This is a genomic window from Allobosea sp. P1_B10 (genome assembly GCF_056406735.1).
Window position 1 is genome coordinate 142,089 of sequence record NZ_JBFTZP010000005.1, and the last position, 26,172, is coordinate 168,260.

Genomic DNA, 26,172 nt, shown 5'->3' on the forward strand with positions numbered 1-26,172 from the left:
GAGTTCGAGGGGCTATCAGACGGCATGACGCACAGCGCAGTTTCGCAACCGGACCGACCTGCCGGCCGTTTCGTCATCGGCACGCGCGGCAGCCCGCTCGCGTTGGCGCAGGCCCATGAGTTCGCCCGCCGCGTATCGCAGGCGCAAGGCTGGGCCGAGGACATATTGGCCATCGAGGTCATCAAGACGAGTGGCGACGCGATCCAGGATCGGCCCTTGTCCGAGGCTGGCGGCAAGGGGCTTTTCACCAAGGAACTCGACCACGAGCAGTTGGCGGGGCGCATCGACCTCGCGGTGCATTCGGCCAAGGACCTGCCGACCATGCTGCCCGACGGACTGGTCATCGCTGGCTACCTGCCGCGCGAGGATGTTCGCGATGCTCTGATCGCGCGCGATGTGAGCCGAGTCGAGGATCTTCCGCAGGGTGCCATTGTCGGCTCGGCCTCACTGCGGCGCCAGGCGATGCTGCGCCGGCTGCGGCCGGATCTCGACATCGTCCTGCTGCGCGGCAATGTCGCCCGTCGCCTGGGCAAGGTGACCTCCGGCGAGATCGCTGCGACGCTGCTCGCCATTGCCGGGCTCAAGCGCCTCGGGCTCGCCGACAAGGCGACGGCGATCCTGCCGATCGACCAGTTCCTGCCCGCCGTGGGGCAGGGCGCGATCGCGGTCGCGGTGCGCGCGGATGACGAGGCGGCGGCGCAGGCGGTCGCTCCCGTGCTTTGCCGCGACACCGGCATCGCGCTGGCGGCCGAGCGCGCCATGCTGACAGTGCTCGACGGCTCCTGCCGCACGCCGATCGCCGGCTATGCTGCGGTTGCCGATGGCGAGGTCCATCTGCGCGGCCTGCTGCTCTCGCCCGATGGCAGCGCCAGCGCCGAGGACGAGATCCGTGGACCTGCGGGCGACGCCGCCGCGTTGGGCTCCGAACTCGGACGCCGCTTGCGCGTTCGTGCTCCGCACGGGATCTATGTCTAGTTCCGTGACGACCCGCGCCGGTCTGATCGAGTCGAGAGGAAACAGCATGCGCATTCTTGTGCTCCGACCGTTGCCTGATGCCGAGCGCAGCGCCAGCGCGATCGCGGCGCGCGGCAACGAGCCGGTCGTCGCGCCGCTCTTCGAGATTTCGCGCCTGCCTGATCCCGCGCCGGAGGGGCCCTTCGATGCGCTCGTGCTGGCGAGCGGCAATGCCGTGCCGGTTCTGGCCGAGGGGCCGCAGGACTGGCGCGCCCTGCCGGTCTTCACGGTCGGGGCGCGTACCGCCGCGAAGGCCCGCGAGGCCGGCTTCGAGGATGCCCGCAGCGCCGATGGCGACCGCAACGACCTGATCGAACTGATTTCGCGCAACATCCCGAGCCCGGCAAAGCTCCTGCTGATCCTCGGCCGTGACCGGCGCGAGGACCTGCCGCAACGGCTGAGCGATGCCGGATACGCGGTGACGATATGGACGGCCTACGCCGCCAAGGCGTTGACGGCCTTGCCGGACGCGGCCTCGGAGCCGCTGCGCAGCGGCCTTATCGATGCCGTGCTGCACTATTCGGCGCGCGGGGCGCAAACCTTCATCTCGCTTGCCCGCGAGGCCGGGCTCAAGGACGAGGCGCTGGCGCCCACCCATGTCACCCTTTCGGCCGATGTCGCGGGCCCGCTGATCGAGGCCGGCGCGGGGACCGTGCTGGTCGCGGAGTTCCCCGAGGAGGCCGCGATGCTGGCGGCTCTCGACGAGATTTCCGCCCGCCACCGCCTGCACCAGCGCGCCGCCGCCGAGGTGGAAGGATCGGGCGAGGCCGCCTTGACGCCAGCGGCCGCCGCGCGGTCGCGCAGCAGCGCCCGCCGCTCGCCGCCCACCATCGAGGTTACCGCGCAGGAGGCGGTGCTGGTATCTCCAGAGCCCGTATCGGAGCCGGTGCCGGAGCCTGCGGTCGAGGCCGTGTTGCCGAGCGAGGCTTTGCCGCAGGAATTCAGCGCCCCACCTGACCCCGAGCCGCGCGAGAACGAGCGCCCCGCGATCGTGACGGAGCCCGCGGCAAAGCCCGGGCTGCCCTGGGCTGCGCTGGCGATCGCGAGCGTGGTCGGTGGCGTGGTTGGGGCGGGCCTAGTCATGCTGGCGCTGAGCCGCGTCACGCCGGCCGTCGATCCCGCCGAACTCGCGCAACTGCGCAGCCGCGTCGACGCACTCCAAACCGCCGCGACCGCGCTCGACCGAAAGGCGACGGCTGCCTCCGAAGCGGCGAACAAGGCGGGCGCCGATGCGCAATCGACTGCGGCACGCATCGGTGCGCTGACCACCGCCCAGCGCGCGCAGGCTCCCGATGCCGAGGCCATCGCCGGGCTGAGCGCCCAGGCCCAGCGCGCCGAGGCTGCGGCGACTGCGCTGGCCCAGCGCCTCGACCAGACGACAGCCAAGATCGGCTCGGTCGAAACCCTGGCCAAGACCGCGTCGGCGCCGAGTGCGCAGGCGCTGGCCGCCGCGCGCATCGTGCTCGCCGAGCGCGTCCAGGGCGCGCTGGCCTCGGGCAAGCCCTTCGCTAGCGATGTCGCGGCGCTGGCCAAGGGAGGCGTGGCAGCGGAGGCATTGGCGGCGCTGAACGCGGTCGCCTCCAGCGGTGCACCGACGCAAGCCTCGCTGCTGGCCCAGTTTCGCGAGCATCGCACGATGTTCCAGCGCGAGCTGACGCCGGCCAATGCCAGCTGGCAGGACCGCTTGCTCGGGCTTGCCAGCCGCATCGTGACCATCCGCCCGGTCGGCGAGACCGGCGCCAATGATCCCGCCACCTTGCTGATCCGCTTCGAGAACGCCATCGTCACCGGGAATGTCGTCGCGGCGGCCGGGCTCTGGGGGCAATTGCCGGAGCCGGCGCAGCGGGCCAGCGCCGATTTCGGTGCGAACGTGCAGAAGCGGGCGGCGGCGGATGCGGCCATCGCCAAAATCGCGCAGGATGCGGTCGTCGCCCTCGGCGCAGCCGGCTGACGGAAGGATAGAGTTTATGGTTCGCGTTCTGCTCTATCTTCTCGTTTTCGCCTGCCTCGCGGCGGGCGCGGTCTGGCTCGCCGACAGGCCGGGCGAGGTTTCCGTTCTATGGCAGGGCTATCGTATCGAGACGTCGGTCGCGATTGCCGCGATCGGCGTCGTGGTGCTGGCGCTCCTGGCGATGCTCGCCTGGGGCATTGCGCGCTTCGTGCTCGGCCTGCCATCCGCATTCAGCTTCGCCTCGCGCGCCAGGCGCCGGGCGCGCGGCTTCGAGGCCGTGTCGCGCGGCATGGTCGCGATCGGCGCGGGCGATCCCGTCGCTGCCAGCCGCTTTGCTGTCGATGCGCGCCGCTTTGCCGGCAACGAACCCCTGACGCTTCTGCTCGAGGCGCAGGCGGCGCAGCTTTCAGGCGATCGCGGCCGGGCCGAGGCCGCCTTCAAGGCGATGCTCGACAAGTCCGAGACCCGTGTGCTCGGCCTGCGCGGGCTGTTCGTCGAGGCAAGGCGCCGGGGCGACATGGCGGCCGCGCGCGCCTTCGCCGACGACGCCGTGCGCCGCTCGCCCTCGCTGGCCTGGGCCAATGACGCGCTGCTCGATTTCCACACCAGCGCCGGCGATTGGCAGGCGGCGCGCACCGCCGTCGAGCGTCGCGCCGCCCTCAGGCTGGCCGACAAGGCCGATGCCAAGCGCCAGCGCGCAGTGCTCCTGGCGGCCGAAGCGCAGGACGCGCGCGGGTCGGAGCCGGAGAAGGCGCTCGCCGCAGCGCTGGAAGCGGTCAAACTTGCGCCCGGCCTGACGCCGGCCGCAGTGCTAGCGGGCCGCATGCTGTCCGAGCGTGGCGACGTCCGCAAGGCCGCCAAGATCCTGGAGGCGGCCTGGAAAGAGGTCTCGCATCCCGATGTCGCCGCTGCCTATCTCGATGCCCGGCCCGGCGACAGCGCGCTCGACAGGCTGCACCGCGCCGAGACGCTGGCACGCCTGCGCCCTGCCGATCCCGAAGGCGTCCTCGCACTTGCGGGCGCTGCGATCCATGCCCGCGATTTTGCCAAGGCGCGCGCAACGCTGAAGCCGCTGCTTGCCGGCGGGGCCTCGATGCGCGTCTGCCTGTTGATGGCGGAGCTCGAGGATGCCGAGCATGGCGCGGCCGGACGCGTGCGCGAATGGCTCTCGCGCGCCACGCGGGCGCCGCGCGATGCCGCCTGGGTGGCTGACGGCCTTGTCTCCGACCAATGGATGCCGGTCTCGCCGATTTCGGGCCGCCTCGACGCGTTCGTCTGGACCGTTCCGCCGGCGACGCTGGGAAGCCATCCGGTCGGGGTCGATGACGTCCTGGCCGATCTCGACGATTCCGCTCCGCTGCTCGAGGCACGGGCCGAGAGCGCCGTGACCGTCGAGCCGACGATTGCGCTGTCGGTAGCAGCGCCCAAGCCGGCCGAGCCCGCTGACGCCGTCGTGGTCGAGCCTGCGCCCACCTTGGCGCAGGAGCCGCCTCCGGCCGTGCCGGCCAAGGATGGCGGCAAGGTCGAGACCAAGCAGGAAGCAAAGCCGGCACCGAAGCCTGAGCCCAGGCCTGCGCCGGCCGCCACGGTCCAGGACCATCGACCGACCCCGGTCATCTTCCCGGTCTCGCATGCGCCCGATGATCCGGGCCCCGAGGAAGCCCAGATCGTCGAGGAGAAGAAGGGCAAGTTCCGCATTTTCGGTTGATGCCGAGGCGGGATGCTGCCTTTGCGCATCGCTGATTGCGAAAAGGGGTGCGGGCGGCGCCTTGCGCCCGTATAGCAGCGCTCATGACAAGCAACCCGACCGAACACGACATCGCGCCCTCCGACGGCGTGACCCTGCAGGTGACGGCCGAGCAGGCCGGCGCTCGGCTCGACAAGGCGCTGGCAATGCTGGCCAACGAGATCTCGCGGGCGCGGCTGCAGCAGGTGATCAAGGAGGGCGGCGTCGCGCTCAACGGCGCCGTCTTCACCGATGGCAGCCGCAAGGTCGTCGAAGGCGACGAACTGACGCTGGTGATGCCCGCGGCCAAGCCGGCGGACCCTGTCGGGCAGGATATCCCGCTGACGGTGGTCTATGAGGACGAGCACCTGATCGTCATCGACAAGCCCGCCGGGCTCGTGGTCCATCCAGCCGGCGGACATGAGGACGGCACGCTGGTCAATGCGCTGATCGCCCATTGTGGGGCGAGCCTCTCGGGCATTGGCGGTGTCCGTCGGCCGGGCATCGTGCACCGGCTCGACAAGGATACCAGCGGCCTGCTCGTCGTGGCCAAGAACGACAAGGCGCATCAGGGGCTGGCGAAGCAGTTCGCCGATCATGGCCGCACCGGCCCGTTGCAGCGCGCCTATCTCGCGATCGTCTGGGGCTTTCCGCGCCGGCCGCATGGCACGATCGAGGCCAATATCGAGCGCTCGAACAAGAACCGCGAGAAGATGGCCGTCGTCAACGAGGAACGCGGGCGCGAGGCGATCACCCATTTCACAGTGATGGAGCGCTATCCCGCACTGCTCAGGGGCAAGGAGGAGACCGAGCCGCTCGCCAGCCTGGTCGAGTGCCGCCTCGAAACCGGGCGCACCCACCAGATCCGCGTGCATATGAGCCATCTCGGCCACCCCCTGCTCGGTGACGGGCTCTATGGCTCGGGTTTTGCCACCAAGGCCTCGCGTCTGCCGGAGCAGGCCCGCGAGGCGCTGACGCAACTCGGTCGGCAGGCGCTTCATGCCGCCGTGCTCGGTTTCGAGCATCCGGTGACCGGCGAGGAACTGCTGTTCGAGTCGGAGCCGCCAGCCGACTTTGCAAATCTGCAAGAAGCGCTCGCGATCCTGTGAGGTTTGTGGGCTCGACTGCCCATTTTCCGACACGCTGTCTTGGCATATGGTGCATTGCATCGGATGCGGATGGCCAAGGGGGCGCCGCACGTGACGATGCGAACCGAACCGGCCGAGCCTTGCCGCGTTAGGTCCAGAGGTCACGACGTCCGAGCCCTGCGCGAAGGTTGATCGCGCGGTTGGTCTGCCGCGAAGCGGGGGCCTGAGAAGGAGAACGAGCATGGCAAATGCTGCCTCATTGCCCGTCATGTCCGCGGAAGGCGGATTGTCACGCTATCTCGATGAGATTCGTAAGTTCCCGATGTTGGAACCGAATCAGGAATTCATGCTGGCCAAGAGCTGGCGCGAGCATGGCGACCGCGAAGCGGCGCACAAGCTCGTGACGTCGCATCTTCGTCTCGTCGCCAAGATCGCCATGGGCTATCGCGGCTATGGACTGCCGATCGGCGAAGTCGTGTCGGAAGGCAATGTCGGCCTGATGCAGGCGGTCAAGCGCTTCGAGCCCGACAAGGGCTTCCGCCTCGCGACCTATGCGATGTGGTGGATCAAGGCCTCGATCCAGGAATACATCCTGCGCTCGTGGTCGCTGGTTAAGATGGGCACCACCGCCAACCAGAAGAAGCTGTTCTTCAACCTGCGCAAGGCCAAGAGCAAGATCTCGGCCCTGGGCGAGGGCGATCTGCGCCCCGAGCAGGTCAAGACCATTGCCACCAAGCTCGGCGTCAACGAGCAGGACGTGATCGACATGAACCGCCGCCTCGGTGGCGACGCGTCGCTGAACACGCCCCTGCGCGAGGATGGCGATGGCGAGTGGCAGGACTGGCTGGTCGACGACAGCGAGAGCCAGGAGCGGCGTTTCGCGGACTCGCAGGAAAGCGACAACCGCCACTCGGCACTGCGCGAGGCCCTGACGGTGCTGAACCCGCGCGAGCGCCGGATCTTCGAGGCACGCCGCCTCGCCGAGGATCCGATCACGCTCGAGCAGCTTTCGGAGGAGTTCGGCGTCTCGCGCGAACGCGTCCGCCAGATCGAGGTGCGCGCCTTCGAGAAGGTCCAGGAGGCCGTCAAGAAGGCCCTGACCCGGATCGAGGCGCCGCGTGCGGCGCTGCCGGCGGCGTGAACCTCCGGTCCTGATCGATGATGTCAGGGGGCGCTTTGCGCCCCCTTTTTTTATTGGGTCGGGCGCGACCCGTCATTGCGTCGCTGCGCTCAATGACGCTGGAATCAGTACAGCGGCGGCAGCGGCTGGAGGGGCAGGCGGATCGGGCCGAGATAGACGCGGCCTTCGCGCAGCACGAGCGGGGGCAGGGGCGTCAGGCCGGGTGCTGCCCCGGGCAACTGCGCGCTCAGCCTGCCGCCAAGCAGGCCACCGAGCCCCGAGGCCAGGCCGCCGAGCGGAATGCCGGCAACCTGCTTGATCCCCGCGAGCGCCGCCTCGATGCGGCCCGAGATTCGGTGGGTCTGGTCGAGCAGAAGCTGGCCGCTGGCCTCGACGCGCGCCGTCCCCTTGGTCGAGACGAGCCGGGTCAGGTCGACCTGGCCGCCGGCACTGCGCCAGATCTCGAGTGCGTCGGGGTTGAAGCCAGCGCGAAACGCCTTGGTCTGGGTCACGGTCGCCTGCAGGTCGACATCGCCGGGCTCGGTGGTGCCAAGCAGGGCATCGATCGCCGGCAGTACCGAGGCCTTGGTGTTGAGCGCGATGTCGACCGCCTGGTCTGCCGCCGGCCGGGCCGGGTTGCGGCGGAGATGGAGCTGGAGCTCGCCGGCCCGCCAGCTCTCATCCGCCTGTCCGGGCGACTTCAGGACGGCGTCAGGCTGGATCATCACCAGCGAGAGCCGCTCGGGCTCGGTCAGGCTGTGCTGAAGGCTGGCCTCGAAGCGGGTCCAGCCGAGGTCGAGCGTACGCCCTTCTGGCAGTGTCGCCTGAAGCGGCCCGGTGACCTCCACGATGACGAGGCCCGGCGAGTAGATCTGCCCGACCGCGACGCTTGGGCCGGTCTGGATCCTGACGGTGTCGCCCCAGCGCGCGGAGGTCAACGCCAGCGAGCCGCAGCGAAGTTCGACACGGAAGGGGAAGCCCCCGAGGGTCCTGTCGGTGCAGGTCCAGCTGCGACCCTGGCCGGCCTCGCGCAGGAGCGCGGCATCGACCGCCTCGGCGACCCGCCCGCGCACATAGAACCAGAAGCCGACCCAGGCGAATGCCAGCAACGCCAGCAGGACGAATGGGGCATAGAGCCAGAAGCGGCTGTTGCGGCGCGCGGGGGCGATATCGGTCATGCGGCATTGATCCATTGCGCGAAGGCGGTGGGATTGTTAGCTCCCGCGGCAGGCGGGCGGAAGGGCCGGCAGCCGATTTCGTCTGGCGCCGGACTATCCTGCCATCAAGCAGGCCGTAGCGGCCAAATTGTGAGGCGGTCGTGATACCTGATCTCGGCGAAACCGATCTCTGGGTTTTTGGCTATGGCTCGCTGATCTGGCGGCCGGGCTTCCCCTTCACCGAAATCCGGCAGGCGCGGCTGCACGGCTTCCACCGCTCGCTCTGCGTGTTCTCGCATGTGCATCGCGGCACGCCCGAGCGTCCGGGCCTCGTGCTCGGGCTCGACCGTGGCGGGATCTGCCGGGGTATGGCCTTTCAGGTCGCCGCAGCGGAGGCCGTCGAGACGGTCGCCTATCTGCGCGCCCGCGAGCAGGCGACTTCGGTCTATGTCGAGCGCTACATGCCGGTGCGTCTCGACGATGGCCGGAGCATCAAGGCATTGGTCTATGTCGCCGACCGCGGGCACCTGCAATATGCCGGCCGGCTCTCGGCCGAGGAGCGTTTTGCACTGGTGCGCGACGGGCGGGGCGGCTCGGGCCCCAATCCCGACTATGTGCTGCAGACGCATGAGCATCTGCGCAAGATGGGCGTGATCGACCCTGTCCTGGCCGATCTCGCCCACAGGCTGGGCATCGGCGACGAGACTGCGCCGCAGCGCTGAGGCTTCGTTCAGACCTCGGGCATCAGGTCGAGCAGCGCGGCGCGACGGCTGATGCCGTCCTCCGCCAGCAGATGGACGTGGATCTCGCTGGCGCCTGCCGCCAGGACCGCCTGGCGCCAGCGCGTCAGCGCGGCCTCGACGCCGAAGGGGCCGCTGTCGCGCGCCGCGAGAATCCGGCGATCGGGCGAGACGGCGAGCAGCACCGCGTCCGTGAAGCCGAGCGCGTGATCGTCGCCGACGACAAAGGTCGAGGCGACGTAGCGCCGGCCGGAGCGGCCTCGCCAGGCGGTGAAGCGACGCTCGGTCAGTCCCGCCGTGATGCGCAGCGGCATCTCGCGCGCTCCGGCGGTATCCTCGGCGAAGAGATCGGGCTGTGAGTAAGCGAGAGCGGCCATGCCGTTCCTCCTTTGTTCAGAACAAAATGAGAACGACAGTGCCGTCTGTCAAGGGGCGTGGCGGGTTCGGGTTCAGTCCTGCTGTCGGGATGTGTCAGGAGCGCCGGCCAGCTTGCCCAGGCCGATGCTCGCTAGTTCGGCGCGGCCCTGCTCGAGCAGGCGGTTGCTGGCGGTCTCGATCGTCTCCTGCAGGAGCGCGTAGAACTCGGCCTTGGGCAGGCCGGGCAGGATCGGCGGCAGGAACTCGAGCCGGATCGTGCCGGGCGGGCGCAGGAACTTGCGCCGTGGCCAGAACAGGCCGGAATTGAGCGCGACCGGCACGCAGGGCACGCCCAGGCTGCCATAGAGGTGGGCCACGCCATACTTGTAGTCCGGCGGGGCACCCGGCGCGCGGCGCGTGCCTTCCGGGAAGATCAGAAGCTGGCGGCCGTTCTGGCCGAGCTCGACGCGGGCGCGGCGAGCGACCGCGGTCAGGGCCCGGGCCTTGCCGCCGCGGTCGACCGGAATCATCCTGAGCTTCAGCAGGCACCAGCCGAAGAAGGGGATCCAGGTCAGCTCGCGCTTGAGGATGAAGACCGGATCGGGAAACAGCATGACCAGCACGAAGGTTTCCCAGAAGGACTGGTGTTTGGCGGCAACCATCAGCCCGCCCTCGGGGATGTTCTCGAGACCCTTGATCTCGTAACGCGTGCCGGCGGTGATCCGCATCAGGTAGAGCGCGCTGCGAGCCCAGGCCGCCGCGACCTTGGTCAGGTAACGGCGCGGCAGCAGCAGAGCGGGGAACGCCGCGAACACCAGCCAGAGCGACAGGTTGATGTAGAACACGACATTGGCGAGCAGGGAGCGCAGGAACAGCATGGGGCGCAGAAAGCCTGCCCGCCAGCCGCCGTCAAGCGGGCATTGCGGTTTCAGGCATCGTGGCGAGGCGCGTGCAGGCGCGTGCGCTTCTCGTAGTCGGGGCCGATCATGTCCGGCGGCTTCGGCGAGATCGGCTTCCGGCCGCCGATGATCACCGAGAGCCGCGAGGTCTCGGGGTCGGTCTCGAACTTGCTGCGCAGGCGCGCCACGAGATATTTGACGTATTCCGGCGCGAGCAGCCTGATCGTGCTCCAGTTATGCCACCATTCGGAGGCGTCGACCTGGTCGCTGACGACGGGATGGGGCACGAGCTGCACGCCCGGCATGGCATGGGCGAACTCCGCGAGAACACGCGGCATGTGATAGTTGGAGGTCACCACCAGGAGCGAGCCGAAACTGTGCCGGCGGACCCAGCGCCGCGCCTCGATGGCGTTGCCGATGGTGTTGCGGGCGCGGTAGTCGAGATCGACGCAGCAGGCGAGCAGCGCGCGCGAGGACGGGTTGTTCCGCGCCAGTTCCTCGCGTCCGGTCCGTTCGTTGACGCCCGAGATCAGAAGCCGCGAGCCGCGATCGGCGCCGAGCAGGCCTATGGCGTCGCCGATGCGCTGGGAGCCGCCGGTGACCACGACGATGGCGTCCGTCCGTGGCGCGCCGACCGGTTCGTGCGGCTCGATGCGGGAGGCGAACTGGGCATAGCCGATGATCAGGGCGACGGCGGACATTCCCGCAAGGCAGCACAGCACGAGGCCAAGCCGCGCCAGCCAATGGCGACGCCCAGCGATCGACGGCCCGCGCGCAGAGCGCGGTGCATCGCGCGATACCAGCCCCTTGCCTTGCGTGCCTTCGATCATAGCCATGACTTGATTAGGTTATTTGCTCATTCGGGCATAACGGCGGCGAATGAGACCGGCCTTCGCCGCAATGGTTAAGCGAGAGTCCTGAGATGGCGCCGCACCGTGAAGCGCGAGACCAGGCCTGCGATCGCGGCCACCACCGTGGCGACGAGGATGACCGCGCCATAGCCTGACCAGCCGATCTCGAAAGCCCCGAATAGCGCCTGCAACTGCTCCGCCTCGGCGTCGGCCGTCCAGCGCGAGGCCAGCCAGCCGAGCAGCGCGATGACCAGGATCGCCGCCAGCCCGCCGGCAGCGCCGCCCTTGAGGCCGAGCTGGATGAAGCGCGTCTGGAACTCGCGCGCGATGAACGCGTCGTCGGCGCCGACAAGATGCAGCACCTCGACGCTGTCTCGGCTTCCGGCCATCGCACCGCGCGTCGCAAAGGCGACCGCCAGCCCCGCCGCCGCCAGCACCAACAGGACGACGGTGACGCCCGACAGGATGATGGTGCTCGCCATGGCCGAGAGGCGGCGCACCCAGAGCTTGTGATCGTCGAGGATGGCGCTCGGCAGGTCGCGCCGCAGTGCCGAGCCCAGCGCCGTCAGGTCGGGGCCTGCCCCGTTCTTGAGCTTGAGCACGATCAGGCGCGGCACCGGCAGTTCGACGAGGTCGAGCCCGGTTCCGAGCCAGGGCTCGAGCAGCTTGTCCGATTCCGCCTTGGGTACGACGCGCACGCTCTCGACACCGGCGACGCCGGCGGCCATCGCCACGGCCTGAGACAGGTCGGCCTCCATGTCGCGGCGGGCGTCAGGACGGATCTGGATCGTCATCTCGTTGGCGACGGCGCCGCGCCATTGCTCGGAGGCACGCGCCGCCAGCACGGCCGCGCCCGCGCTGAGCGCGGCGAGGAAGGTCAGGATCGCGATTACGGCCATCAGGGCCCGGCCCGCGACGGAATCCACGGGCACGAGCGGCTGGCCGCGGCGCAGATTGGCCGGCAGCGCGCGCTCCTCATAGTCGGGGGCGGCATGCGGCTCAGTTGTCGACATGGAGATGTCCGTCGGCGAGAACCAGGCGCGGCGCGTCGTAGAGTTCCATCAGCGCGAGATCATGGGTCGCGATCACCACTGCGGTTCCGAGCGACTGCAACTCCATGAACAGGCGCAGCAGGCGACGGCCCAGACCGGGGTCGACGTTGCCGGTCGGCTCGTCGGCCAGCAGGAGCTCGGGGCGGCTGATCAGGGCGCGCGCGATTGCGGCGCGCTGCTTCTCGCCACCCGACAGAACGGGGGGAACGGCGTGCATGCGCTCGCCCAGGCCGACCCAGCGCAACAATTCGACGACCTCGGCACGATAGCTGGTCTCCTCCTTGCCGAGCACACGGAGCGGCAGTGCGACGTTCTCGTAGAGGGTGAGATGGTCGAGCAGGCGGAAATCCTGGAAGACAACCCCCATCCGGCGGCGAAAGGCGGTGAGCGTGTCGCCGTCGAGCCGCGAGACATCCTGCCCGAACAGGTTGACCAGCCCGCGCGTCGGCTTCAGCGCCATCAGCACCAGCCGGATCAACGTGGTCTTGCCCGCTCCGGACGGGCCGGTGAGATACTGGAACGAGCGCGGCTCGATGCTGAAGTTGATATCCTTCAGCACCTCCGGGCCCATACCGTACCGCAGACCGACATTCTCGAAGCGAACCAACCGACACATCCTTTTCGCTGGCGCGGCGAATCCCGGCGCGGCGATCCTACACTGCAAGCGCAGCGCCGCACCAAGCGCGTGCGCCTGCCATCATGACGCAGAGGTTCTTCACGAGGCGTTAACCATAAATCGCGCCAATGAGGCGAAGCGCCCGTGCCTGTGCGCGACATTGCTTGAATCGGCGCTGCCTGCCGGGACAGGGTTTCATTCCGCCCGCGACTTGCCCTGCAGCAGGACCGGACCATGCCGAGGAGCCGCTCGACGACATGCTGATCGTCTGCCCGTCCTGCGCCAGCCGCTACGAACTCGATGCCGCCAAGCTCGGTCCCACCGGCCGCAAGGTTCGCTGCGCCTCCTGCCAGACACTCTGGCATGTCGAGCCGGCGGAAATCTTTCCCGAGGCGCCGAGCGCCGAGGATACGCAGGCGCTCCTGAACGAGGAACTCCAGCGCGCGGCCGAGATCGAGGAGCAGATCACCGCCGTCACGGCCGAGCAGGACGCGGAGCAAGCGGCCGAACAGGCGGTCGACGCTGCCGCGAACGAGGGCCAAGATAAGGGCGAGGACGAGACGGTTCGGCAGGCACTGCGCAGGCGCGATTCGCTCGCCAAGGGACGCAGGGACGCTTCCAAGCGCCAGATCACACGCGGCGTTGCGCTGCCTGCTGCCTTGGCGCTGGGCGGTCTCGTGGTCATCGGCGCGCTGGTCGCGCAGCGCAATCTCGTGGTCCGCGCCGCGCCGCAATTGGCCGCGGTGTTCGAGACGCTGGGCCTGCCGGTGAATGTGCGCGGCCTCAGCCTGAGTTCGGTCGAAAGCGGCATCGTCAACGACGGCCAGGGTCGCTTCCTCGTGGTCGAGGGCGATGTCACCAACATCACCCGCAGCGTCGCCCCGGTGCCGCCGATCGAGGTCGCGATCAAGGATGCGTCAGGCCAGACGCTCTACACCTGGACGACGGAGCCGCCCCGGGCAAGGCTCGAGCCGGCGGAGCTGTTGCGCTTCCGCGCCCGGCTGGCGGCCCCGCCAGACGCCGGGAAGTCGGTGCATGTCCGCTTCGGTGACGGCAAGGCGGCGGAATTGGCCAGGGCCAACTGAGGGCGCGCTGCCGTCGCCTGGTCGTCGTCACGCCCTTTTCGCAGCGCAGAGGGAGGGGTGGCGCCCCTAGCCGATATCGGCGGATGCTATAAACCTGCCATTGACGAAGGCGCGGCAACGGGCGGCGCGAAAGGACGACAGCACGATGACTGACTCCCGGCGCATCAGGATTCTCTATGACGAGGCGAGCATTGCGCGCCGCAATGACGAGATGGCACAGGCCATCGCCGCGAGTTCACCCCCCGACCTGCTGGTCGTGGCGGTGCTGAAGGGCAGCTTCATGTTCGTGGCCGACCTGATTCGCGCGATGCATCGTGCCGGCATGAGACCCCAGGTCGAGTTCGTGCATCTGTCGAGCTATCGCAACGCGACGATCTCCTCGGGGCAGGTCGAAATCCTGCGCGACGTGCAGAGCGATGTGCGCGGGCGCGAGGTCCTGCTGGTCGACGACATCCTCGAGTCCGGGCGTACGCTCGCCTTCGCCAAGGATCTGCTTGCGGCGCGCGGCGCCTCGAAGGTCGCTTCGGCCGTGCTGCTGGAGAAGCCCGGCAAGCGCGCGGTTAACATCAAGCCCGATTATGTCGGCTTCGAATGCCCCGACTATTTCGTCGTCGGCTACGGCATGGACGTGGCACACTCCTATCGGCAGCTGCCCTATGTCGGCGTGATAGAGACGATCGACCAGGCCGGGCTACCGGGGATCTAGGGCGATGTCGCGCATTCTTGTCGTCGATGACGAGGAATCCCTGCGCACGCTGGTCGCGCGCGGTCTCACCATGGACGGGCATACATGCCTGATGGCGGCTGACGGCGCCGAGGCGCTCGACGTGCTGGTCGCGGAGGAGGGGCGCTTCGACCTGCTGCTGACCGACATCCGGATGCCGCTGATGGACGGGATCGCGCTGGCGCTCGCCGCCAAGCAGGCCTTTCCAGATCTGACGATCATGCTGATGACCGGCTACGCCGAGCAGCGCGAGCGCGCCAAGAGCCTCGATGCGGTGGTCTCCGAGGTGATGGTCAAGCCCTTCACCATCGCCGATCTCCGGGCGACGGTGCTGAAGGTCATCGAGCGCTCCATCGGGTAGCCACCGGCTACCGGTTCAGCCACCAGATCGAGACGGTGAGCAGCGTCGCAAAGCTCACCCAGGCGAGATAGGGCCAGAGCAGATTGGCCGCGACCCGGTTAAGCGGGCGAAACAGCGCGATGGTCGCCACGATTAGAGCGAGCAGCGGCAGAATGACGACGATTCCGCCAAGCGGGCTCTGGAGCCCGAAGAAGACGCAGGACCAGAGCAGGTTCAGCAGCAGCTGGACGTGATAAATGGTCAGCGCGCGGCCTTTCCCCGGCGTGCCGGCCGGCAGGCGAAGCACGCGCCAGGCCGCAAAGGCCATCATGACGTAGAGCGTCGTCCAGACCGGGCCGAACAGCCAGTTTGGCGGCTGGAAGGCCGGCTTGACCAGCGTGGCGTACCAGCCGGGGATCTGCGGCACGGTGACGGCGCTGCCGATCAGCGAGGCGACCACGACCGGGACGATCACGATCAGCGCATCGACCCAGACAGGTCTCGGGGCGCGGAATGCATTGGGAGTTGAAGCTGTCATCCCAGCCAGATGGGGCGCCACGACGCGGCGGGCAAGGCTGGGCCCGTGCATAAGCCCCGTCGCCTGCGTCAGATGCACATTCTCCTCCCTGTCGAGCGCTACAAGCGCGCGACCTCGCTGCGCGGCGTCGAGAGCCTGATGGAGCACCGCGCCTCGATCGAGGGGCCGGGCACGCCTAGGGCGGCAGAGGACGACATCATTGCGCGCGGAGCGACGCAATCCAGGGGACGAAGAGCTACAGGTCTGGATTGCGTCGCTTCGCTCGCAATGACGGCCGGCCCTACAGCCAGATCCGCTTCGCCAGTGCCAGCAGTCTCCTGCGGTCGGCCAGTCCGTTGCGCCCGCCATTGATCAGCCTGGTGACGGTCACGACGTCGTCCGCGTCGGCAGCGGCGTTGATCGCGCGCTCGCGCCAGTAGGCGAAGGCGATCGCGAGCGAGATCTCGGCCTGCATCGCCAGTGTGGGCTCGGCTTCGAGATCGACCCCGAGCAGCACGCCGTAGCGGCGGTAATTGGCGCGGCCGGTGAGCTGGAAAATGCCGCGGCCATGGAAGCGGGCGCCGTCGCCGCGTCGGGTATTGCCGAGGTCGCCTCGACCCTCATAGCGTGCGAAATAGGTGGCCCCGCCATACTCCTCAAGTGTGCGAAAGCGGTCGGTCTCATGCGCGGCCTGCGCGAGGAAATGGCAGATCCGCAGCCTCGTATCGACCGCATATCCAGGCGCCAGGCGGTCGAAGCCAGCCGCGATGCCCGCGATGATCGCCGGCTTGCCGGGCGGGCAGAGCCTGCGCAGGCGTTCCTCTGTGACCGACAATGCGCGCGGACCGCGCGATGAGGACCGGGGCGGAGTCGACGATCCTCGCAACGACATGGCGGCGCTCTCCAGCGGAAAACGCCATGATAGCGCCGCTGTACCGGACGGGGATAAGTCCGCCCGGTGCGAGGCCGCGTCAGGCGCCAGGTGTCTTCTGGTAGTCCTTGATGTCCGAGAAGGTGACGTCGGGAGCCCGTTCCGCATCGTATTTCAACGTGAACTGCGACGAGGCCATGAAGACCGGGTCGCCGTCGAGGTCGTCGGCCATCGAGGATGGCTTCAGCCCCACGAACTTCTGCAGCGCGAGCTTGTCGTCGCTGGAGACCCAGCGCGCGATCGAGAACTGGCAGGGCTCGAAATCGACGGGGAGCGAATATTCGGCCTCCATGCGTTCCTTCAGCACGTCGAGCTGCAGCGCGCCGACGACGCCGACTATGGCGGGCGCGCCGTCATGCGGCAGGAAGATCTGCACGACGCCTTCCTCGGCCATCTGCTGTAACGCCTCGCGCAGCTTCTTGGCCTTCATCGCGTCTTTGAGTTTGACGCGGCGCAGGATTTCCGGCGCGAAGCTCGGCACGCCCTTGAAGACGATATCCTCGCCCTCGGTCAGCGTGTCGCCGATGCGCAGGGTGCCGTGGTTGGGCAGGCCGACGATGTCGCCGGCATAGGCCTCCTCGGCGATCGAGCGGTCGCGGGCGAAGAAGAACTGCGGCGCGTTCAGCGGCATCGGCTTGCCGGTGCGCACCAGCTTGGCCTTCATGCCGCGCGAGAGCTTGCCCGAGCAGACGCGCATGAAGGCGATGCGGTCGCGGTGGTTGGGGTCCATGTTCGCCTGGATCTTGAAGACGAAGCCGGTCATCTTCGGCTCGCCGGCCTCGATCACGCGCTTATCGGCGACCTGCGCGCGCGGGCTCGGCGCGAGCGCGCCCAGCGCGTCGATCAGGTCACGCACGCCGTAGTCGCGCAAGGCCGCGCCGAAATAGAGCGGCGTCAGATGGCCCTCGCGGAAGGACTGCATGTCGAAGGGCTTCAGGCCCTCGCTGGCCAGGAAGACCTCCTCGCGCCAGGTCTCGGCCGCCCCGTATGGCAGGAGCTCGTCGAACAGCTTGTCGTCCCAGCCCGAGACCTGCTGGTCGTCAGCGCTCTCGTCGCCCTTCTGGTTGCGGCGGAAGGTGTTGGCCTTGAGATCGTAGGTGCCGACGAATTCGCGGCCGCGCCCGACCGGCCAGGTCATCGGCGCGACATCCAGCGCCAGCGTCGTCTCGATCTCGTTGACGAGATCGAAGAGGTCGCGCGTCTCGCGGTCGACCTTGTTGATGAAGGTCACGATCGGGATGTCGCGCAGGCGGCAGACCTCGAACAGCTTCTTCGTGCGCGCCTCGATGCCCTTGGCGGCGTCGATGACCATGATCGCGCTGTCGACCGCGGTCAGCGTGCGATAGGTGTCTTCCGAGAAGTCCTCGTGGCCCGGCGTGTCGAGCAGGTTGTAGACGTTGCCGCCATATTCGAAGGTCATCACCGAGGTGACGACCGAAATGCCGCGCTGGCGCTCGATCTTCATCCAGTCCGAGGAGGTCTGGCGACGGCCCTGCTTGGCGCGCACTTCGCCCGCCAGCTGGATCGCGCCGCCGAAGTAGAGCAGCTTCTCGGTCAGCGTCGTCTTGCCCGCGTCAGGGTGCGAGATGATCGCGAAAGTGCGCCGGCGCGCATGAGGAGCGTCGGCCGCCCGCGCTTCGAGGATCTGGATGTCGGTCATGGCGTTGTGAAAACAGGATGCTCCGGGGGAAGTCAATCGCGCCCCATGCCGCGCGACCTCAGTTCTTGAGCCGATATCCGGTTCGGAAGATCCAGCCGACGGCCGCGATGCAGGCAGCCAGGAACACCAGCGTCATGCCCAGACTCAGCGCGAGCCCGACGTCGGCCACCCCGTAGAAGCTCCAGCGGAAGCCGCTGATGAGATAGACGACCGGGTTGAACAGCGCGACCTTCTGCCAGAAGGGCGGGAGCATTGCGATCGAATAGAACGAGCCGCCCAGGAAGGTCAGCGGCGTCACCACCAGCAGCGGGATGACCTGCAGGCGCTCGAAGCCGTCGGCCCAGATGCCGATGATGAAGCCGAACAGGCTGAAAGTGACGGCCGTCAGCACCAGAAACAGCATCATGAAGACGGGATGCTCGATCCGCAGCGGCACGAACAATGTCGCGGTGAGCAGGATGATCAGCCCGAGCACGATGGATTTCGTCGCCGCCGCCCCGACATAGGCGATCACCGCCTCCCACCAGGCGACGGGGGCCGAGAGCAATTCGTAGATCGTGCCGGTGAATTTCGGGAAATAGATCGCGAAGGAGGCGTTGGCGATGCTCTGCGTCAGCAGCGAGAGCATGATCAGCCCCGGCACGATGAAGGCGCCGAACGGGATGCCGTCGATCGCCTGCATGCGCGAGCCGATCGCCGCGCCGAAGACCACGAAATAAAGCGAGGTCGAGATCACCGGCGAGACGATGCTCTGCAGCGGCGTGCGCCAGGTGCGGGCCATCTCGAACAGGTAGATCGCTTTGATGGCGTGCCAGTTCACGGTGAAGCCGCTCATTTGCGATCCCTCACCAGGCTGACGAAAATGTCCTCCAGCGAACTCTGGCTGGTGCGCAGGTCCCTGAAGCGGATGCCGGCTTCGCCGAGATCTCTTAGCAGCGCGGTGATGCCGGTGCGCTCGGCCTTGGTATCATAGGTGTAGACCAGTTCGCTCCCCTCGGCCGCCAGCGCCAGGCCATGCGAGGCGAGGCCATCGGGCAGCGCCGTCAGCGGCTCCAGCAAGGACAGGGTCAGCTGCTTCTTGCCGAGCTTGCGCATCAGCTCGGCCTTTTCTTCGACGAGGATGATCTCGCCCTTGCTGATCACCCCGATCCGGTCGGCCATCTCCTCGGCCTCGTCGATGTAATGCGTTGTCAGGATGATGGTGGTGCCGGCCTCCTGCAGGCGCCGCACCAGCCGCCACATGTCCTGCCTGAGCTCGACATCGACGCCCGCCGTGGGCTCGTCGAGGAACAGGATATGCGGCTCGTGCGAGAGCGCCTTGGCGATCATCACCCGGCGTTTCATGCCGCCCGAGAGCATGCGGATCTGGGTGTCCTTCTTGTCCCAGAGCGAGAGGTCCTTGAGCAATTGCTCGATCAGGGCTGGGTTCCTGGGCTTGCCGAACAGCCCGCGGCTGAAGCTCGCCGTGCTCCATGGGGTCTCGAAGGCATCCGTGGTCAGTTCCTGAGGCACGAGCCCGATCTTCGCGCGCGCGGCGCGATACTCCCGGAGGATGTCGTGGCCATCGGCCAGCACCTGGCCTCCGCTGGGATTCACGAGTCCGCAGATGATCGAGATCAGCGTGGTCTTGCCGGCGCCATTGGGGCCAAGCAGCGCAAAGATCTCGCCGCGCTTGATCTCCAGATCGACAGATTTCAGGGCGCTGAACCCGGAAGCATAGGTCTTGGACAGATTCGAGACGGAAATGATCGGGGTCATGGGGCTCGGTATGATGTCAGGCGAGGGTGCGACGACAAAGCCCGCGCTGCGCTGGGCAACCGGGCTTTCGGGACAGAGCATGAGGCCCGGCCAGGTTCTGTCAGTTGGGTAGGGCCCTGCCGAAATGCAAATGGCCGGGGCGAACCCGGCCAAGCTGCACATAGCAGTATCTGCGCTTCACTTCATGAAGAACCAAAGCAGGATGATGATCGGAATCGGGATCCCGAGCAGCCAGAGAGCAATCGAACGCATATCAGCAACCCCCATATTGGTAATGATGCCGGAGCAACGCCGACGGGCCGAATAAGGTTCCGTGCGGGACAGGTCGTCAGCGATCTACGGCGACGGTCGCGCTGTCATGCCAGACCGGAGCGTAGCCGCTCGCGAGTGCCGCGAGCGTCGCGGGCGGGGTGAGCACGTCGACGGCGCCCGCGGGGCGGGGCTGGTGCTCGACATAACCGGCCGGCGACCAGAGCAGCGCGGCATCGCCTCTCAGCGCGAGCCAGATGCCGGCTACCGGCTGGATCATCGCACCATCGGGCAGCGTCGAGGCTGGAAGCCGGTGCAGGCGCTTCACGCGGCCATTGCGGCGTTCGCTGTCGAGCAGGCGGTCGATCTCGGGAAACAGCGGCGTTTCGCTCAGCCTCAGACTTGCGACAAGGGCGGCGCGATAGGCCAGCGCGTCGGCGCGGCGGCATTCCATGCAGGGCCGATGCCCGGCTGCGAGCGCGGTGACCTCGTCGCAGAAGAACAGTTCGGTATAGCCGCGGCCCCAGAGCTTTCGCCTGCGACCCTTGAAGGCGAGCACGCAGCAGAGCCATTGCGGGGTTGCGTAAAGCCGTTCCGGCACGGCCTGCGAGGCCGGATCGTGAAAGTGGCCGCCGCGATTGCCGTAGAACAGCCCGCGCTCGGGCGTCGCGAACAGGGTGCCATCGGGGCGGACGCGATTGGGCAGAGGCATGGCGCGATCATGCGACCGCGTCGGGACGCTGCCAAGCGGGGCTCCTGACGAGGGGCGGCAGCAATCGCTTTCGGGCCTGTCGCCTATTCCGCCGCTGCGAGCGGCAGCACGGCCACGGTCGCCCTGCCTTCGCGCAACCGCGCCAGCAGCTCGGTTTCCTCGGCCTTTGCTGCCTTGAGATGTCGCTCCTTGACGTGCCCGAAGCCGCGGATCTTCTCCGGGATGGCCGCCAACGCCACGCAGAGCGCGTGGTTTTCCGGCGTGGCCCGGTCGGCGATCTCGGCCAGCAGCGCCTCGTAGCCGGCGATCAGCCGCCGCTCGGTGCGCCGTTCCGCGCTGTAGCCAAAGATGTCGAAGGGTGTGCCGCGCAGCCCTTTCAGCTTCGCGAGCAGGCCGAAGGCCGACATCATCCAGGGGCCAAAACTCATCTTGCGCGGCGCGCCGGTGCGGGGATCGGTCCGCGCCAGCAGCGGCGGGGCGAGGTTGAACTCGTAGCGCAGCGGCTTGCCGGCAGTGTCGGTCGCCTCGAAGGTCGCCGCGACCTGCTTCTGGAAGGAGCCGTCGGCATAGAGCCGCGCGACCTCGTATTCGTCCTTGTAGGCCATCAGCTTGAACAGGTAGCGCGCCACCGTTTCGGTCAGGGCATTCTGGCCAGGCAGGACGCTCGCCTCCTTCGCCTTCAGTTTCGCGACGAGAGCGCGATAGCGCTCGGCATAGGCGGCGTTCTGGTAGGTGGTGAGGACGGCGACGCGGCGCGTGATGATCTCCTCGAGAGTCTCGGAGATATGGCGCGATGCCGTCGGCGTCTTGGCCTCGGCGAGGGCTGCATGCAGGCTGGCGGGATCATGCGCGGCGCGGCGGCCGAGCTCGAACGCCTGCTGGTTCATCGGCACGGCCTCGCCATTCAGCTCGATCGCCCGCATCAGCGCCGCCCGCGAGAGCGGCACGCCACCGAACTGCCAGGCGTAGCCGAGCATGAACATGTTGGCGGCGATTGCATTGCCGAGGACCGCGACGGCCGCCGCCGTCGCATCGACGAAATGCGTCTGCTCGCGGCGCGAGGCGCCAAGTATTGCGCGCTTGATGCGCTCGAAGGGCAGCGAGAAATCGGCATTGCGGGTGAAATCGCCCGGCAGGCTCTCTGCGGTATTGACCACGACGAGCGCGCCCTGCGGCTTGATCGCGCCCAGCACCTTCTTCGAACCGGTCACGGTGAGGTCGCAGCCGAGCACGAGATCGGCCTGTCCGGCCGCGACGCGGATGGCGTGGATGTCCTCGGGCCGCGGCGCGAGCTTCACATGGCTGAAGACGGCGCCGCCCTTCTGGGCGAGGCCGGCCATGTCGATCATGCCGCAGCCCTTGCCCTCGAGATGGGCCGCCATGCCGAGGATCGCGCCGATCGTCACCACACCGGTGCCGCCGACGCCGGTGACCACAACCGCGAAGCTGCGGTCGAGCGCCGGGATTTTTGGCTCGGGGATATCGCCCGCGCCGATGGCGCCGGCATCGACCTTGCGGGGCGCGGCCTTTTTCGGCCGGGCGCCATGCACCGTGACGAAGGACGGGCAAAAGCCCTTCACGCAGGAAAAGTCCTTGTTGCAGTTGGACTGGTCGATCTGGCGCTTGCGGCCGAACTCGGTTTCGAGCGGCTGTACCGAGACGCAGTTCGACTGCACGCCGCAATCACCGCAGCCCTCGCAGACGAGCTCGTTGATGATGATGCGCTTGTCGGGATCGGGATAGCTGCCACGCTTGCGACGGCGGCGCTTCTCGGTGGCGCAGGTCTGGTCATAGAGCAGCACCGAGACGCCCTCGACCGTCGCCAGTTCCCGCTGCACCGCGTCGAGATCGTCGCGATGGTGGATGGTGGCGCCGGGCGGCCACACGGTGCCCGCCCGATATTTCTGGGGGTCGTCGGTGACGATGGCGATGCGCCTGACGCCTTCCGCCGCGACCTGGCGCGCCATCTGGTCGGGCGTCAGGTGCCCTTCTGCCTGCTGCCCGCCGGTCATCGCGACCGCATCGTTGTAGAGCAGCTTGTAGGTGACGGTCGTACCCGAGGCGACGGCCCAGCGGATCGCGAGCGAGCCGGAATGAGTGTAGGTGCCGTCGCCGATGTTCTGGAAGACGTGCTTGCGCGTCGAGAACGGCGCCTCGCCGACCCAGTTCGCACCCTCGCCGCCCATCTGGGTGAAGCCGGCGGTGTCGCGATCCATCCACTGCACCATGTAGTGGCAGCCGATGCCGGCATAGGCGCGCGAGCCCGCGGGCACCACGGTCGAGGTGCTGTGCGGGCAGCCCGAGCAGAAGTACGGCGTGCGCCGCGCGATCTCCTGCGCCTCGGCGAGCCTCCCTTGCGCGGCGGCAATCTCCTCCAGCCGGAGGCGCAAGACGGGATCGTCCCGGTATTGCAGCAGGCGCGAGCCGAGTGCGATCGCGATGTCGTTGGGGTCGAGCGCGCCATGGACGGGGAAGAGCCATTCGCCGGTCTCGTCGCGCTTGCCGATCACCATCGGGCGATGGGCGGAGCCGTAGAGCTCTTCGCGCAGCTGCACCTCGATCAGCGAGCGCTTCTCCTCGACGACCATGATCAGGTCGAGACCGGCCGCGAAGGCTTCGAGCTCGGAGGGGACCAGCGGCCAGGGGCAGCCGATCTTGAACAGGCGGATGCCGAGGTCGTTGGCGCGGACCTCGTCGATGCCGAGTTCCTCCAATGCCTGTCGCGTGTCGAGATAGGATTTTCCGACCGTGATGATGCCAATGCGCGGGGCCGGGCCGCCGGAGGTGACGATCTGGTTGAGCTTGTTGGCGCGGATATAGGCCAGCATTGCCTCGCGCTTGTGGAGATGCAGGCGCTTCTCCTGCTCGAGGAAGTCGAGCTCGCGGCGGATGCTCAGCCCGCCCGGCGGCATCTCGTAGTCGTCGGGAATGACGATCGTCACCCGGTCGACCGAGCCATCGACGGAAGCCGTCGATTCGACATTGTCCTTGACGCATTTGATGCCGACCCAGACCGAGGCGTAACGCGACAGCGCGATGCCGTGCAGGCCGTAATCCATGATCTCCTGCACGCCGGCCGGGTTCAGGATCGGCATCATGCGGTCGACCAGCACGAATTCGGTCTGGTGGGCGTTGGTGGAGGATTCGGCGGTGTGGTCGTCCCCCATCAGGCAGATCACGCCGCCATGGGGGGAGGTGCCGGCCATGTTGCCGTGGCGCAGCACGTCGCCGGAGCGGTCGACGCCCGGGCCCTTGCCGTACCAGAGGCCGAAGACACCTTCATATCTGCCCTCGCCCTGCAGCTCCGCCTGCTGGCTGCCCCAGATCGCGGTGGCAGCGAGGTCCTCGTTCAGCCCGGGCTGAAAGACGATGTTGGCGGCCTGCAGCGGCTTGGCGGCACGCGCCAGCTGCTGGTCGAGCCCGCCGAGCGGGGAGCCGCGATAGCCGGTGACGAAACCTGCGGTGTTCAGCCCGGCGCGCCGGTCTCGCTCGCGCTGGACGAGCAGCATGCGGGTGACGGCCTGCGAGCCCGTCAGGAAGATGCGGGTCTTGGCGAGGTCGTATTTGTCGTCGAGCGCGACATCGCGCAGGCCGGGAGATGGCGGTGCGCCCGCTGTCCCTGAGTTCCGCGTCATCTCGGTCATGCCGACCTCCCGACCGTGCGCTTCCAGCATAGAGTGGGCCGGTTGGTCCGGCCTCGGACTTGCGAGTGCTGTCTCGATTTATGTCAATCTTGCTGACGTATGGCGAAGCGGTCAATCAGCTTGGCATCATTCCAGCTTTCACAGATAGGTCCAGCGCCTGCGCCGCGATTCGGCCCCGATTGCAGGGAAGGCTGGTCTGCCGGCAGTCTGGACATGGCGACTGCGTTTACGATTGCTTAACCATGACATTCCAGATTTCCGGCTCCTTTGGAGGACACCGCCCTTGATGCGACGCGCGATCGTTCCGGCCCTGCTGGCTGCCGCGGCGAGCCTTGGCTTGGCGCTCCCGGCGCAGGCGCATCCGCACGTCTTCGTGAGCGCGCGCGCCGAGATCATCTACGGGCCCAACGGTGCCGTGACGGCGCTGAAGCATATCTGGAGTTTTGACGAGGCCTACTCCGCCTATATCACGCAGGGGCTCGACAAGAACGGCGACGGCAAGTTGACGCCAGACGAGCTTGCCGAACTGGCCAAGGTCAATGTCGAGTCGCTGCCCGATGTCGATTTTTTCACTGTCGCCAAGGCCAACGGCAAGGCGCAGGAGTTCGGCACGCCGACCGACCAGGGCTTGGTCTATGACAACAAGATCCTGACCCTGACCTATATCCTGCCGCTGAAGACGCCCGCGACGGCCAACCGTTCCTTCGGCGTCGAGATCGGCGATCCCACCTATTTCGTCGCCTTCGACATCGCGGACGGTGCCGATGCGATCACCACCCGCGACGCCCCGCAGGGCTGCGTCGTGCGGATCGCGCGGCCGCCAAAGCTCGCAGCCGACGTCCAGCAGAAGCTGGCGCAGGAGGATGTCACCGCCACCCCCGATATGAGCGGCTTCCAGGTGACGACGCGCGCGCTGGTGGCATGTCCCTAGAATCTATGCGCAGCGCGCGGCCGCCGGCCTGGCTCGGTCACGCCGGACGCCGCCTTGCGCTCGCAGTGCTCGCGCTCGTCGTCGTTGGCGTGTCGCTGGCCATACTGGCCGGCATCATCGCGACGCTGAGCCCCCCGCCGCCGCCTGCGCCGCGCAATCCCTTCGGCACGGCGCTGCCGCGCGAGGCGCTGCCCTCGACCACAGGTATCGGCGCCATCATTCTGTCCTGGCAGTCGAGCTTCTATCGTGAGCTGACCGCGGCGTTGAAGGCCATTGCCGCCAATCCGGCGGCGGTATGGGGCCTGCTCGGTCTCGGCTTCGGCTATGGCGTCTTTCACGCCGCCGGTCCCGGACACGGCAAGGCGGTGATCTCGGCCTATATCGTCGCCGACAACCGCAGCCTGCGACGGGGCCTCGGCCTGAGCTTCGCCGCCGCGATACTGCAGGCACTGGTTGCGATCGCGCTGGTCGCGACGCTGACGCTGGCGCTCAAGGCGACCGCCGCAACCATGAGCCGCACGACCTGGTTTGTGGAGCAGGCGAGCTTCGCCATGGTGGCGCTGGTCGGGCTGCTGGTGCTCTGGCGCAAGGCCGGCGCTCTTTTGACGCTCAATGACGGGGCGCTGGCGCATGATCCCGCTTGCGACCATGTCCACATGCCCGGGCCCGACGAGATGTCGCGCCTGAAGAATTGGCGCGACATGGCCGGCGTCGTCTTCGCCGCCGGTCTGCGGCCTTGCGCAGGGGCGCTGATCATCCTTGTCTTCGCGGCCTCGCAAGGGCTGCTCTGGGCGGGAATCGCAGCGACCTTCGCGATGGCGCTCGGCACTGCGCTGACCACGGGGGCGCTGGCGGCGCTGGCGGTGTTCTTCAAATTCGCCGCGCTGAAATTCGCAGGCGGGGGCTCGCTGCGCGCCGCGCGGGCTATCGCGGGGCTGGAACTGCTGGCGGCGGCCTTCGTGGCGGTGTTCGGCGCCGCGCTGTTCTTCGGGATGATGGCCGGGCAGGGCGGCTAGGCCTTCCCGTCATTGCGAGCGAAGCGAAGCAATC

Annotated in this window: 24 protein-coding genes and 1 pseudogene; 12 read left to right on the forward strand and 13 right to left on the reverse strand. The window is 67.9% G+C overall.

The annotated features are described in order from the left end of the window. Positions 1–24: 24 nt before the first annotated feature. The 5 genes from hemC (at position 25) to rpoH (ending at position 6,920) form a co-directional block, all read left to right on the forward strand. On the forward strand, positions 25–975 hold the full coding sequence (gene hemC / locus AC1D2L_RS13605) for a hydroxymethylbilane synthase (RefSeq protein WP_476846403.1): 951 nt from the start codon (positions 25–27) through the stop codon (positions 973–975). Positions 976–1,021: 46 nt separating this feature from the next. Then, a complete protein-coding gene (locus tag AC1D2L_RS13610) occupies positions 1,022–2,965 on the forward strand; it encodes a uroporphyrinogen-III synthase (RefSeq protein ID WP_476846404.1) in 1,944 nt (647 codons plus the stop codon). Between the two features lie 16 nt (positions 2,966–2,981). Continuing rightward, a complete protein-coding gene (locus AC1D2L_RS13615) occupies positions 2,982–4,673 on the forward strand; it encodes a heme biosynthesis HemY N-terminal domain-containing protein (RefSeq protein ID WP_476846405.1) in 1,692 nt (563 codons plus the stop codon). Between the two features lie 83 nt (positions 4,674–4,756). Continuing rightward, entirely contained in the window at positions 4,757–5,800 is a 1,044-nt protein-coding gene (locus AC1D2L_RS13620) for an RluA family pseudouridine synthase (protein ID WP_476846406.1), read from the forward strand. Positions 5,801–6,020: 220 nt separating this feature from the next. Then, a complete protein-coding gene (gene rpoH, locus AC1D2L_RS13625; protein WP_476846407.1) occupies positions 6,021–6,920 on the forward strand; it encodes an RNA polymerase sigma factor RpoH in 900 nt (299 codons plus the stop codon). A 104-nt stretch (positions 6,921–7,024) separates the two neighbouring features. Here the strand turns inward: rpoH and AC1D2L_RS13630 are convergent, their stop codons facing one another. Continuing rightward, entirely contained in the window at positions 7,025–8,077 is a 1,053-nt protein-coding gene (locus AC1D2L_RS13630) for a DUF2125 domain-containing protein (protein WP_476846408.1), read from the reverse strand. 140 nt (positions 8,078–8,217) lie between these two features. Here AC1D2L_RS13630 and AC1D2L_RS13635 point away from each other — a divergent pair, with 140 nt between their 5' ends. Next, positions 8,218–8,778, forward strand: coding sequence for a gamma-glutamylcyclotransferase (locus AC1D2L_RS13635; RefSeq protein ID WP_476846409.1), 561 nt, complete (start codon positions 8,218–8,220; stop codon positions 8,776–8,778). Between the two features lie 8 nt (positions 8,779–8,786). Here the strand turns inward: AC1D2L_RS13635 and AC1D2L_RS13640 are convergent, their stop codons facing one another. The 5 genes from AC1D2L_RS13640 to ftsE all read right to left on the reverse strand — a co-directional run bounded on the left by AC1D2L_RS13640 (position 8,787) and on the right by ftsE (position 12,571). Next, positions 8,787–9,173 carry a hypothetical protein gene (locus AC1D2L_RS13640; protein WP_476846410.1) on the reverse strand — a complete coding sequence of 129 codons (387 nt, stop codon included), beginning with the start codon at positions 9,171–9,173 and terminating at the stop codon, positions 8,787–8,789. Between the two features lie 72 nt (positions 9,174–9,245). Next, positions 9,246–10,031, reverse strand: a complete 786-nt coding sequence (locus AC1D2L_RS13645; protein WP_476846411.1) for a lysophospholipid acyltransferase family protein — start codon at positions 10,029–10,031, stop codon at positions 9,246–9,248. Between the two features lie 50 nt (positions 10,032–10,081). Next, complete coding sequence (locus AC1D2L_RS13650; RefSeq protein WP_476846412.1) at positions 10,082–10,888, reverse strand: YdcF family protein; 807 nt, start codon at positions 10,886–10,888, stop codon at positions 10,082–10,084. Positions 10,889–10,956: 68 nt separating this feature from the next. Further along, entirely contained in the window at positions 10,957–11,916 is a 960-nt protein-coding gene (locus AC1D2L_RS13655; protein WP_476846413.1) for a cell division protein FtsX, read from the reverse strand. Further along, positions 11,903–12,571 carry a cell division ATP-binding protein FtsE gene (gene ftsE / locus AC1D2L_RS13660; RefSeq protein ID WP_476846414.1) on the reverse strand — a complete coding sequence of 223 codons (669 nt, stop codon included), beginning with the start codon at positions 12,569–12,571 and terminating at the stop codon, positions 11,903–11,905. The genes AC1D2L_RS13655 and ftsE overlap by 14 nt, the downstream gene beginning before the upstream one ends. A gap of 257 nt (positions 12,572–12,828) precedes the next feature. Between ftsE and AC1D2L_RS13665 the strand changes: the two genes are divergently transcribed. From AC1D2L_RS13665 to AC1D2L_RS13675, 3 genes are all read left to right on the forward strand, one after another. Then, entirely contained in the window at positions 12,829–13,656 is an 828-nt protein-coding gene (locus AC1D2L_RS13665; protein WP_476846415.1) for a zinc-ribbon domain-containing protein, read from the forward strand. A gap of 145 nt (positions 13,657–13,801) precedes the next feature. Next, positions 13,802–14,362: a hypoxanthine phosphoribosyltransferase gene (gene hpt, locus AC1D2L_RS13670; RefSeq protein ID WP_476846416.1), complete on the forward strand. Its 561-nt coding sequence runs from the start codon at positions 13,802–13,804 to the stop codon at positions 14,360–14,362. 4 nt (positions 14,363–14,366) lie between these two features. After that, positions 14,367–14,741 (forward strand): response regulator, encoded by a 375-nt coding sequence (locus AC1D2L_RS13675; protein ID WP_476846417.1) that lies wholly within the window; start codon positions 14,367–14,369, stop codon positions 14,739–14,741. A gap of 7 nt (positions 14,742–14,748) precedes the next feature. On the opposite strand, the gene AC1D2L_RS13680 is transcribed toward AC1D2L_RS13675, so the two are convergent. Further along, positions 14,749–15,309 (reverse strand): TspO/MBR family protein, encoded by a 561-nt coding sequence (locus AC1D2L_RS13680; protein WP_476846584.1) that lies wholly within the window; start codon positions 15,307–15,309, stop codon positions 14,749–14,751. Between the two features lie 39 nt (positions 15,310–15,348). Here AC1D2L_RS13680 and AC1D2L_RS13685 point away from each other — a divergent pair. Beyond that, positions 15,349–15,609, forward strand: a pseudogene (locus tag AC1D2L_RS13685) (hypothetical protein); the annotation flags it as partial. Here AC1D2L_RS13685 and AC1D2L_RS13690 read toward each other — a convergent pair. The 6 genes from AC1D2L_RS13690 to AC1D2L_RS13715 all read right to left on the reverse strand — a co-directional run bounded on the left by AC1D2L_RS13690 (position 15,539) and on the right by AC1D2L_RS13715 (position 24,191). Then, entirely contained in the window at positions 15,539–16,072 is a 534-nt protein-coding gene (locus AC1D2L_RS13690) for a glycoside hydrolase family 19 protein (protein ID WP_476846418.1), read from the reverse strand. The pseudogene AC1D2L_RS13685 and the gene AC1D2L_RS13690 overlap by 71 nt on opposite strands. A 136-nt stretch (positions 16,073–16,208) precedes the next feature. After that, complete coding sequence (locus AC1D2L_RS13695) at positions 16,209–17,828, reverse strand: peptide chain release factor 3 (RefSeq protein WP_476846419.1); 1,620 nt, start codon at positions 17,826–17,828, stop codon at positions 16,209–16,211. 58 nt (positions 17,829–17,886) lie between these two features. Continuing rightward, positions 17,887–18,663, reverse strand: a complete 777-nt coding sequence (locus AC1D2L_RS13700) for an ABC transporter permease (protein WP_476846420.1) — start codon at positions 18,661–18,663, stop codon at positions 17,887–17,889. Further along, positions 18,660–19,586: an ABC transporter ATP-binding protein gene (locus AC1D2L_RS13705; protein ID WP_476846421.1), complete on the reverse strand. Its 927-nt coding sequence runs from the start codon at positions 19,584–19,586 to the stop codon at positions 18,660–18,662. The genes AC1D2L_RS13700 and AC1D2L_RS13705 overlap by 4 nt, the downstream gene beginning before the upstream one ends. Before the next feature lie 328 nt (positions 19,587–19,914). Next, the gene (locus tag AC1D2L_RS13710) at positions 19,915–20,547 is read right to left on the reverse strand and encodes a hypothetical protein (protein ID WP_476846422.1); all 633 of its coding nucleotides are present in this window, start codon (positions 20,545–20,547) and stop codon (positions 19,915–19,917) included. Between the two features lie 83 nt (positions 20,548–20,630). Then, positions 20,631–24,191 (reverse strand): indolepyruvate ferredoxin oxidoreductase family protein, encoded by a 3,561-nt coding sequence (locus AC1D2L_RS13715; RefSeq protein WP_476846423.1) that lies wholly within the window; start codon positions 24,189–24,191, stop codon positions 20,631–20,633. A 286-nt stretch (positions 24,192–24,477) separates the two neighbouring features. Here AC1D2L_RS13715 and AC1D2L_RS13720 point away from each other — a divergent pair, with 286 nt between their 5' ends. Further along, complete coding sequence (locus AC1D2L_RS13720; RefSeq protein ID WP_476846424.1) at positions 24,478–25,122, forward strand: DUF1007 family protein; 645 nt, start codon at positions 24,478–24,480, stop codon at positions 25,120–25,122. Further along, positions 25,113–26,138: a nickel/cobalt transporter gene (locus AC1D2L_RS13725; RefSeq protein ID WP_476846425.1), complete on the forward strand. Its 1,026-nt coding sequence runs from the start codon at positions 25,113–25,115 to the stop codon at positions 26,136–26,138. The genes AC1D2L_RS13720 and AC1D2L_RS13725 overlap by 10 nt, the downstream gene beginning before the upstream one ends. Positions 26,139–26,172: the final 34 nt, after the last annotated feature.